The following is a 9,959-nucleotide window of genomic DNA, read 5'->3' as shown; positions in this document are numbered from 1 at the left end:
CGGCTCTGCCGCGACGCCGGGGTTAGACGCGAGGGCGCTTACGATACAGCCACAGACCGGGTATCGACAGGCCAATGGAGAGGGCGCCCACGATCGAAGAGGCCTTTAAAAAATTGCTCAGCAGCAAAATCATCATCTCTTCAGAATAGCCAAAATGGCTGATTTTTACCGCGGAGATCATCGCGGTGTAAGCGGAAATACCGGGAAACATCGGGATCACGGCGGCGACGGTAAAAATCTTCGGATGCGCCAGATACCAGCGCGACCACTGGATGCCGATGCAGCCCACCAGCAGGGCGGCGAGAAACGTGGCCCATTCAATGTTAAAACCAGCGCTCATCATGACCATGCGCGAACCATGGCCGATCGCTCCCAGCAGCGCGCACCAGCGCAGGGCGCGCTGCGGGACATTAAAGACCATCGCAAACCCGACGGCAGGGATCGCCGCCAGCAGCATGTCTTCCGCCAGTGCGAAAATAAACGAAATTATGCCCATCCCCGCAGCCCCCATACGGTCATTGCCATCACTACGCCAATGCAGGTGGCAAGGGTTAACAGGCTGGCGATCGCCCAGCGGGCGAGGCCAGTATTTATATGCCCTTTAAACATATCGGCGACGGCATTGATCAGCGGAAAGCCCGGGACCAGCAGCAGGACGCTGGCGGCCATGGCAATGGTCGGGGTGCTGGCAAAGGTCGGGAGGCGCAGCAGTAGCCCGGAGATCGTGGTGGCCACAAAGGCGGTGATGCAGAAGTTGATCTGCGGATGCATAGAACGGTGGGTCAGCACCTGGCGAATGTACATGGCCACCGTGCTGGCGCAGAAGCTGACCAGCGCTCCATCCCAGCCGCCGTTATTCAGTTTACAGAAACAAGCGCAGGAGAGGCCCACCATGATCACCAGCAACCAGCGGGGATAGCGCAGGGGCCTAATCTGCGCGAAGCGCTTCTCGACGTCGCGATAGTCCAGCAGCTTATGCTCGGCGAGGATCACGATATGCTGCACTTCCGTCACCACATGCATATTAATGCCGCGGTCGACATTCTTACGCGTTGAGGTAAGACATTCGCCATCCTTAATGGTGGTCAGGACGATAGCGTTGGAGGAGATGGCGCTTTCGACGCTGTCCATCCCCAGCGCCAGCCCGAGACGCGTTGAAAGCTCTTCCACCAGCGCGCTTTCGGCGCCGTGCTGTAACAAAAAAAGACCACACTGGATGCATAATCGTGTGATTGCCCGCTGCTGTGCCCGATCAACCTGCATATTTCCTCTGCTGTCCGCGACGCCTGGTATCTGCCGATACTTTAACCTGAAGCGCCGGGGCGGCTGAGGGGGGTGGGATCAAATAATGTGCAAAAATCTTCCGTCCGCCGGGGTGGCGGAATTTGAAGCGTCCCACACTTTTGCCAGTTTGGTGAAAAGTGCAATTTTTGTCGCCATTCATCCCTTCTTTTTCCCGTCTGACTTATCAAAAATGCAGGAAAGCACTTTTATTAAACAAAAATTATACAAATAATTAACCCTGCAAAAGTGAGACAATCCTATGAAAACACAGGTCGCGATTATTGGCGCTGGCCCTTCCGGGCTGCTGCTGGGGCAGCTACTGCACAACGCCGGGATCCACACGGTCATTCTTGAGCGTCAAACGCCGCAGTATGTGCTGGGGCGCATCCGTGCGGGAATTCTGGAAAGCGGTACCGTAGATCTGCTCCGTGAAGCGGGCGTGGCGCAGCGGATGGATGTCGAAGGCCTGGTGCATCATGGGGTGGAGTTTCTCTTTGACGGCCAGCGGGTGCCCGTCTCACTGAGCGAGCTGACCGACGGCAAGAGCGTGATGGTTTACGGCCAGACTGAAGTGACCCGCGATCTGATGGCTGCCCGGGCCGCCAGCGACGCGCCGATCGTGTACGGCGTCAGCGAAGTGACTATCCATGACGCAAAAAGCGACCGGCCGACGATCACCTATCTTAGCGAAGGTGAATTCTGCCGCCTGGAGTGTGACTTTATCGCCGGTTGCGACGGGTTCCATGGCGTGTCGCGGCAAAGTATTCCCGCTGACATCCTCAAGACTTACGAGAGCGTCTGGCCGTTCGGTTGGTTAGGCCTGCTGGCGGATACGCCGCCGGTCAATCCGGAGCTGATCTATGCGCATCATCAGCGGGGATTCGTTTTATGTAGTCAGCGCTCACTTACTCGCAGCCGCTACTATCTGCAGGTTCCGCTGAGCGATAAGGTGGAGGACTGGTCGGACGAACGCTTCTGGCAGGAGTTGAAATGCCGATTGCCGGAGGATCTGTCATCAAAGTTAGTGACTGGTCACTCACTTGAGAAAAGCATCGCTCCCTTGCGCAGCTTCGTCGTCGAGCCAATGCAATATGGGCGATTGTTCCTGGTGGGGGATGCCGCGCATATCGTACCGCCGACCGGCGCTAAAGGGTTGAACCTGGCGGCATCGGACGTGAACTATCTGTGGCGGATCCTGCGTGAATACTACCATCACGGCCGGAGCGATCTGCTGGCGACCTATTCGCGACTGGCGCTGGATCGGGTCTGGAAAGGGGAACGCTTTAGCTGGTTCATGACCCGCCTGCTGCACGATTTTCCGCAGCAGAGCGAGTTCGACGCCAAAATGCAGGCGGCCGATCGCCGCTACTATCTGGGTTCGCGCGCCGGGCTGACCACTATCGCGGAAAACTACGTGGGCCTGCCCATGGAGCGTGTCGTCTGACTGAACAGGAGTTACTATGCCGCCCGTCCAAACTGTTCCGGTATTTAAGCTGTATGGCGAGGAGCGCGGCTGGCCGACGCCGGACCTGCTGCACTGCGAGTCGATTTTGCAGCGCAGCAGCCTGTATCAGTGGCATATTCGCGTCCACCAGCACGCCGAAATGGTCCAGCTCCTCTATCTGCACAAAGGTCGGGCGGAGATCGAAATTGAAGGCACCACCTCGGTGATGACGGAGTCCTGCATCCAGGTGGTGCCCGCCCTCTGCATTCATGGCTTTCATTTCTCACCCGGAACGCACGGATTTGTGCTCTCCCTGGCGCTACCGCTGCTGAGCCGCTTTGAAAATCAGTTCGGCCGACCGCTGGATGTGCTTAGCGTTGCGCAGTGTCTGCCGGTGGGGCGTTCCCGGGGGCGTATGCATACGCTGTTTTCAGCGCTTCGCGAGGAGTACAGTGCCGATCATGATGCCCGGGAAATGATGCTTTATTCGCTGCTGGGGACGCTGCTGGCCTGGCTGAACCGGCAGTGCCGCCCCGCACCGCCCGCGGAAGATAAAGCGGAGCGAAAGCGCAGTATGATGCGTCATTTTTCCCGGCTTATTGAGAGCCACTACCGGCAGCACCTCCCGCTGGCGGAGTATGCGAAGTTGATTGGGCTGTCGGTCACGCATTTAAACTATTTATGTCGCGAGTTCTATGGCTGTAGCGCCCTTGGGGTATTGCATCAGCGACTGATGCTTGAGGCGCGGCGTAATCTGCAATACACCCGCATGACGATAACGCAACTCTCTGATTATTTGGGATTTAGCGACGCCGCCTATTTTTCTCGCTTTTTCCGCCGCTATAGCGGTATGTCGCCTAAAGCATTTAGAGAAACAATTAAAGAGAATGCTTCATAATGTTCATGCCTGAAATTATTTTTGCTAAATAATGGTTTTATCTTTTCTAATTTATTAGCGCAGGGCGTCTGTGCTAATATTCATCGCAAGTATACACAGGAATAATATTTACTTGATATGACCACGGTTCGGTCATGCAGTATATCGTGTACGCGGGCCATGAATATGCTTTTAATATTCATCCAGTAAATGGTATGGCGATCGAGTCACTCGCCGATCGTTTGCGGGCAAGCGAAGAAACTTCGACAGGAAGCGGAGGTGTTATGTTACCAGGACAAGGTAAGTTTGGCGTCGTTATTAGTAAAATCCCCGTCATGCAGTCAGGGTTAAAGGTGATCTTCAATGAGAACCTCCCGGATTACGAACTCAGTTTTTGTCGCACTCATGATGAGCTCACCCTTTTACAACTGCGGCGAGCGGTGCTGGTCGTTGCGGATATCTCCGGCGAGATTGCGCAGCCCCGGGCCGTCTGCGAGCGTTATTACTCCCTCATGACCCAGTATCGAGATATTCACTGGGTTTTTATGGTCAGCGACAGCCTCTATCCATTAGCCGTTGAGCTTTTAATTCGTCCCGAAAGCTCGCTGATCTCCGAGAACGAGCCGGTTGACCGGCTGATTGAGGTGATTTGCGCCGGTAGCCGTGCGGCTGAGCAGATTAGCCGTACGTTGTTTACCGGGGATGTGGACAGCGATTTCGCTAGCTACCACTCAGCGGCGATGCTGACCCTGTCAGAGCGGAAAGTTCTGCGCCTTCTGGCGAAGGGATGGGGAATTAACCAGATCGCCGCGCTGTTGAAAAAGAGTAATAAGACGATTAGCGCGCAGAAAAATAGCGCAATGCGTCGTTTATCGCTACGCAGCAACGCTGAAATGTATGCCTGGATCAACAGTGCGCAGGGAATGCAAGAGCTGAATATCAATTCAGCTTACGGGGAACAAATGGAATGGAAAAAAATAGCACAACCCGTCATGTCGCCATCGTAGAAAAATGTGTGATGACGGAAATGGCCTGGCGCTATACCTTTAGCCGTGAAGAGAGCAGCCAATACCGCATTCATTTTTTTAAAAATATCAATTTGCTCAGGGCGGTGGAAACGTCGTTCCCATGGTCAGCAATCATCTTTTCACTTTCGGGGAGTCGTTCGTCCAGAGCCGAGAGCCTGCTTTTTCTTCACGAAATGGCGAGGATCCGACCGGAAGTTCAAACGATTATTCTGGCTAATAATGAAAGCGAAATGCGTCTGATCGGCCATTTAATGCCGGCCTGCCTGCAGGGTATATTAAATAAATCCGCGCCGCGACGCGGATTGCAGGAGCATTTGTTACAGCTGCTGGATAATCATTCCCTCGCCGGCAAAGAGCACTTTTGCGGCAGAGAGGCATGCAACGATCCGCTAAGCCCGACGGAGCACGCCATTCTTCGGTATATGTCGTGGGGATATTCGCTTGCGGAAATTGCGGTGCAGCTGAACCGGAACATTAAAACCATCCGCGCGCATAAATTCAACGCCATGACCAAGCTCGGCGTTCGCTCTGACATTGGTTTATTAAACGCGGCGGATATCTTGCTGCATTTACCGATAAGCGGCCCGACCAGCGCCGTTAAACAGGTGGCATAACGCGGCTATATGCATACGTCTACCCATGTTGCATCGGTGAGCTGCGCCATTCGTTCTGGTTCAATGCGAACGGCGCTGTGAATAGCTCCCGCTGCGGGTAGCACTTCCTGATAGTGCCTGAGCGAGACGTCACAGAAGACGGCCAGCGGATTTTCCAGACCAAACGGGCACACGCCGCCAACCGGATGGCCGGTCCAGGTTACCACCTCGTCGCTGCTCAACATACGCGCTTTTGCGCCAAAGGTCTCTTTCAGCTTTTTATTATCCAGCCGCGCATCGCCCCTGGCGACGATCAGTACAATCTTATCTTTGATCTTGAGCGACAGCGTTTTGGCTATTTGTCCCGGCTCAACGTTGTGCGCGGCAGCGGCAAGCGCCACAGTGGCGGTACTCTGGTTTAACTCAATAATTTCGATATCGGGGGCGTGTTCGGCAAAAAACTGCCGTACAGACTGCAGACTCATTGGATTCTCCTGATTTAAGGCTGGTTAAATCTGTCACAAGCCTGGCGGAGTGTAAATATCAGCGCGGACAATCCAGATTCTTTCTATTTTGTCGATCTCCTTCACATTCACCGTAACCGGTTACAGTAACCGGTTGCGGTTATCTGCATTGAGATGAATACTGGAACAGTCACTTCTCCTTTTATTTATAACAAAAGAGCCGTGTATGAATCGTTGTGTTATGGGCAGTATAGCCGGTAATCCACCCGCGGCCTGCTGCATCAATAAGCGGTCATCGTAACGGCAGGGTAATCGTTGTTGGGCCAGTATCAATAGCCTGTCAGGAGGGCTACTATGTCTGCTAACCATGCTGCGTTTAATTTGATATTTCGCTTTGTAGAAAATTACATAAGCCCCATAGCAGGGCGGATCTCATCGCAGCGTCACGTCATGGCTATCCGTGACGGTTTTATCTCCGCGATGCCGTTTATGATCGTCGGATCGTTCCTGCTGGTGTTTGCTTATCCTCCTTTCTCCCCGGATACCACCTGGGGTTTTGCCCGCGCCTGGCTGGATCTGGCAAAAGAGTTTGAGGGGCGCATTCTGACCCCCTTTGATATGACGATGGGGATCATGTCGATCTACATCTGCGCGGCAATCTCTTACAACCTCGGTAAGCACTACGAGAAATCCAATCAGCTCGATCCCTTTATGTGCGCGATGCTGTCGATCATGGCCTTTTTACTGATTGCCGCGCCGAAGACGAATGGCACGCTGCCGGTGGATAGCCTCGGCGGAACAGGGATCTTTACCGCCATTCTGGTGGCGATCTACTGTGTGGAGATGATGCGTTTTCTCAAGGCGCATAATATCGGTATCCGTCTACCGGATCAGGTCCCACCGATGATCAAAAATTCCTTTGATCTGTTGATCCCGGTGCTGGTGGTTGTGCTGACGCTCTATCCGCTGAGCCTGTTTATTCAGCACCATTTTGACATGCTGATCCCGCAGGCCATTATGGCAATTTTCAAACCGCTGGTTTCGGCAGCCGATTCCCTGCCGGCGATCCTGCTGGCGGTCCTCATCGGCCACCTGCTGTGGTTTGCCGGGATCCACGGTGCGGCGATTGTTTCCGGGATGCTGCAGATGTTCTGGCTGACCAACCTCGGTATGAACCAGCAGGCGCTGGCCCAGGGCGCGCCTCTGCCGCATATTTTTATGGAGGCGTTCTGGACCTTTTTTATCGTGGTCGGAGGTTCCGGTGCCACCATGGGGCTGGTGTTCTGCTATCTGCGCAGCCGCTCAGCGCATTTGCGCTCCATTGGGCGTTTAAGCGTGGTGCCAAGCCTGTTTAACATTAACGAGCCGGTCATCTTTGGGACGCCTATCGTCATGAACCCGGTGTTCTTTATTCCGTTCCTGCTGGCGCCGATGGTGAATGCGGTGTTGGCCTGGGCGGCAATGAAGCTGGATCTGATTGGCCGCGTCATCTCCGTGGTACCGTGGACGGCGCCGGCGCCGATTGGCGGTGCCTGGGCGCTGGGCTGGGATTTCCGGGCGGCGATTCTGGTCATCGTTCTGGCCTGCGTGTCGGCGATTATCTACTTCCCGTTCTTTAAGGTGTATGAGAAGCAGCTGCTTGCTCAGGAAGCGGAAGAGGCTGAACGGGCGGAGCAGGAGAGTCAGCAGACCGCATAAATAGTGACCGGGCGGCCACAGGCCGCCCGTTGCTTATTGTAGACAGGGCGTTATTTTAACGTGCAGTCGCCGCACTGTTGGACGTCAGGCAGGCGATAGCGCTGGCAGCAGGTGCGTCGGACTAACTGTCCTTCACGCAGCACAACCGTTCGCCATAGTGGGTTATCCTGACCATCGGCGAGTTGTTTTTCGAAGAAACAGTGCTGGCGCAGGGCGGCAAGCTGCTCATCCCCCAACAGCGCGCGCATTTCCCCAAGATACCAGTTAATCAGATAGCCAGTATTGCTCCAGATAAGTTTGCCATTGATCTCGCCCGTGGCTTCCAGCGCCTCAATAACCGGCTGCAGGGTGCGCGTCACCAGGGCATCCATTCGCGACAGCGGTGACAGTCTCTCAATACCGGCATCGCTATGGACATCAATCCAGAAACAGGCCGCCCTGCCGCTTTCGTGAAATTCGACGTGGAAATGTTCCGGCGCCAGGCTGAGACCCTGTGGTTCATTGAGCAACGCCAGCATCAGCGGCGGCACCAGCAGACCGATATACCATTGCGCCCAGAGCGAGAGCAGAGGTTTTGCTTCCCGTGTCAGCGTTGGCTGATGACGATAGATATGATCGGAATAAGTGGCCAGCAGGGAGCGTAAGGCGGAGGGTCGCGACCACTCGGCAAGCGTCAAAGCGTGTCCTGGAGCGGATTCATCCAGGCGCAGGAAATCGAGCAGATGGGGGCGAAGGGTGGCGATTTTTTCCCGAATACTCTCCGCCAGGGCGCGCTCAGCCGTCGGCAAAGGGGCCCGCCAGATAAGTTCATCGCTGAGAGGAAGGGAACGCCAGGCCATTCGATTTCCAGATACAAATCTAAATGATAATGATTCCTGATATTAGTTGTTTGCAGGCGGCATGGCAAGAATTTTGTCGGCGCCACGATGCCGCGGCGCGCGCAGGTTAACTGGCCAGAATAATGTTACGGCCTTTATTCTTAGCGTCATAGAGTGCGCCGTCGGCGCGCGCCAGCGCTTGCTCAATATTGTCATCAATGAGCGGCGTCAGGCCAATACTGATGGTCACGTTGGTGGCGACGCTCTCATTAAACATATGCGGGATTTTCAGGTCATAGACCCGCTGCCGAATACGTTCGGCAGCCTGCCAGGCCGTTTCTTCGCTGCTGTTGGTCAGCAGCACCATAAACTCCTCTCCGCCAAAGCGGGCGACAATATCGCGCGAGCGTACGGCGTTGCGAATAGCAGCAGAGACGCGAATGAGCGCCTGGTCGCCCATCATATGACCATAGTGATCGTTATAGGCTTTGAAATGATCGATATCGAGGAGCAGCACGAAATGGTTGTCGCCGTCCAGCGCCAGCAGGGTATCGAGGCGATTCTGCAGTCCGCGGCGGTTATACAAACCGGTCAGAGGATCCAGCATACTGAGATCGTTGAGGGTGTTGCGTTCCTGCATGAGTTTATCCATTAATCCTTGTGTGAAGGCATCGCTGCGCTTCTGGATAATATTTTGCAGGGTAATACCGGCAATAGGCAGCATAAAACAGTAAGTCATGCGCAACCATTGTTCCCCCTCCGCCATTATCAGGCAGGCAAGGAAAGTCGGTAAAGAGTGGAGGGTAAAGGCAGTGATATTATTGGAAAAAGCGATGGTGCCGATAAACAGAATGCTTAATAGGGCGATCACCAGAAAGTTAAAATGCGGCGGTGTCAATAGCATCGCCTTTGTCACTACGTGCCACGCCCATAGCATGCCAAATAACAACGAGATAGCGGGAATATTTATTTTCGATTGCGGCCATTTCCAGTGCCAGAGCAGCAGCAACCCGCTGCAGGCCACGATCAGGGCGCAAGGCAGCGTAAAACGAACTACCGTAAATAGGGGGGTGACCAGCGACAGAGAGGATGAAATGAAATTAAGCAGTAAAAAAAGCCGTAAGGAATATTGATATTTTTGTGCGTAGTGTGCTCGCCAGGTTTGTGCAGTCATATCGGAAGAATCATTATTAGTCGTTAAATTTCAAAATGATGAAAGCCAAAAATGAAGAGTCTGATAACAATGTGCAAAAAAAGGTTATTTGCAAAATAAGAAAAATATTTAATATATATCGATAATCCGCTTAATTTATCACCTTCATGAATGTATGTCATTACCGCGAACGTAAAGAATAAGGCGCAGAGCACATCGCAAATGACAAATGATAAAAGTTATCATATGATATTGGTTATCATTATCGTTGTGAGAGGTGAAACCATGCTGCAGCGAGCATTAGGAAGCGGTTGGGGAGTCATCGTTCCCGGCGCGCTGATTGTCGCTCTCGGGTATGCCGGGGTGTCGGCTGACGTATGGCGGACGCTGGTCGCGGTGGGCATGCTGATGTCCGCGGCGATGATATGGCATCGTCAACTGCGCCATTTTATTCTGCTGCCATCGTGCGTTGCACTGGTTGGTGGAATAATGCTGATGCTTGTGGATATCAAACTGAGGGGATAACGCCGGGAGAGGGAAGAATATTGGTGCGAGGGGGGGGACTTGAACCCCCACGTCCGTAAGGACACTAACACCTGA

12 protein-coding genes are annotated in these 9,959 nt (G+C 53.9%); 6 read left to right on the top strand and 6 right to left on the bottom strand.

Translation table 11 applies throughout. The features are described from left to right. Positions 1 to 22: 22 nt before the first annotated feature. Both ABLV52_RS00525 and ABLV52_RS00520 read right to left on the bottom strand, forming a co-directional pair. Positions 23 to 496: a threonine/serine exporter gene (locus tag ABLV52_RS00525; protein ID WP_004886472.1), complete on the bottom strand. Its 474-nt coding sequence runs from the start codon at positions 494 to 496 to the stop codon at positions 23 to 25. Further along, complete coding sequence (locus ABLV52_RS00520) at positions 487 to 1,263, bottom strand: threonine/serine exporter ThrE family protein (protein ID WP_004886474.1); 777 nt, start codon at positions 1,261 to 1,263, stop codon at positions 487 to 489. The genes ABLV52_RS00525 and ABLV52_RS00520 overlap by 10 nt, the downstream gene beginning before the upstream one ends. A gap of 280 nt (positions 1,264 to 1,543) precedes the next feature. Between ABLV52_RS00520 and pobA the strand changes: the two genes are divergently transcribed. From pobA to bglJ, 4 genes are all read left to right on the top strand, one after another. Then, positions 1,544 to 2,728 carry a 4-hydroxybenzoate 3-monooxygenase gene (gene pobA / locus ABLV52_RS00515; RefSeq protein WP_023291877.1) on the top strand — a complete coding sequence of 395 codons (1,185 nt, stop codon included), beginning with the start codon at positions 1,544 to 1,546 and terminating at the stop codon, positions 2,726 to 2,728. 16 nt (positions 2,729 to 2,744) lie between these two features. Continuing rightward, a complete protein-coding gene (locus tag ABLV52_RS00510) occupies positions 2,745 to 3,626 on the top strand; it encodes a helix-turn-helix domain-containing protein (RefSeq protein ID WP_131096169.1) in 882 nt (293 codons plus the stop codon). A 263-nt stretch (positions 3,627 to 3,889) separates the two neighbouring features. After that, positions 3,890 to 4,612, top strand: coding sequence for a LuxR C-terminal-related transcriptional regulator (locus tag ABLV52_RS00505; protein WP_044525327.1), 723 nt, complete (start codon positions 3,890 to 3,892; stop codon positions 4,610 to 4,612). Then, positions 4,573 to 5,247 (top strand): DNA-binding transcriptional activator BglJ, encoded by a 675-nt coding sequence (bglJ, locus tag ABLV52_RS00500; RefSeq protein WP_032454790.1) that lies wholly within the window; start codon positions 4,573 to 4,575, stop codon positions 5,245 to 5,247. Before ABLV52_RS00505 ends, bglJ begins: the two co-directional genes overlap by 40 nt. Before the next feature lie 5 nt (positions 5,248 to 5,252). Here bglJ and ABLV52_RS00495 read toward each other — a convergent pair whose 3' ends face one another. After that, positions 5,253 to 5,711: a YbaK/EbsC family protein gene (locus tag ABLV52_RS00495; RefSeq protein ID WP_023291881.1), complete on the bottom strand. Its 459-nt coding sequence runs from the start codon at positions 5,709 to 5,711 to the stop codon at positions 5,253 to 5,255. Positions 5,712 to 6,044: 333 nt separating this feature from the next. Here ABLV52_RS00495 and ABLV52_RS00490 point away from each other — a divergent pair, with 333 nt between their 5' ends. Further along, the gene (locus tag ABLV52_RS00490) at positions 6,045 to 7,388 is read left to right on the top strand and encodes a PTS cellobiose transporter subunit IIC (protein WP_002887650.1); all 1,344 of its coding nucleotides are present in this window, start codon (positions 6,045 to 6,047) and stop codon (positions 7,386 to 7,388) included. A 50-nt stretch (positions 7,389 to 7,438) separates the two neighbouring features. Here ABLV52_RS00490 and fhuF read toward each other — a convergent pair whose 3' ends face one another. The 3 genes from fhuF to ABLV52_RS00475 all read right to left on the bottom strand — a co-directional run bounded on the left by fhuF (position 7,439) and on the right by ABLV52_RS00475 (position 9,574). Beyond that, on the bottom strand, positions 7,439 to 8,227 hold the full coding sequence (gene fhuF, locus ABLV52_RS00485) for a siderophore-iron reductase FhuF (RefSeq protein WP_348889864.1): 789 nt from the start codon (positions 8,225 to 8,227) through the stop codon (positions 7,439 to 7,441). Positions 8,228 to 8,333: 106 nt separating this feature from the next. After that, complete coding sequence (locus ABLV52_RS00480) at positions 8,334 to 9,380, bottom strand: GGDEF domain-containing protein (protein ID WP_023291883.1); 1,047 nt, start codon at positions 9,378 to 9,380, stop codon at positions 8,334 to 8,336. 23 nt (positions 9,381 to 9,403) lie between these two features. After that, a complete protein-coding gene (locus tag ABLV52_RS00475; protein WP_072096669.1) occupies positions 9,404 to 9,574 on the bottom strand; it encodes a hypothetical protein in 171 nt (56 codons plus the stop codon). A gap of 70 nt (positions 9,575 to 9,644) precedes the next feature. Between ABLV52_RS00475 and ABLV52_RS00470 the strand changes: the two genes are divergently transcribed. Then, the gene (locus ABLV52_RS00470; RefSeq protein WP_023291884.1) at positions 9,645 to 9,884 is read left to right on the top strand and encodes a DUF1435 domain-containing protein; all 240 of its coding nucleotides are present in this window, start codon (positions 9,645 to 9,647) and stop codon (positions 9,882 to 9,884) included. Positions 9,885 to 9,959 lie beyond the last annotated feature (75 nt).

Origin of the sequence: Klebsiella sp. GB_Kp056 (assembly GCF_040064755.1) — a bacterium.
In the GTDB taxonomy this organism is placed as follows: domain Bacteria; phylum Pseudomonadota; class Gammaproteobacteria; order Enterobacterales; family Enterobacteriaceae; genus Klebsiella; species Klebsiella quasipneumoniae.
This window is presented reverse-complemented; position numbering and strand designations above follow the sequence as displayed.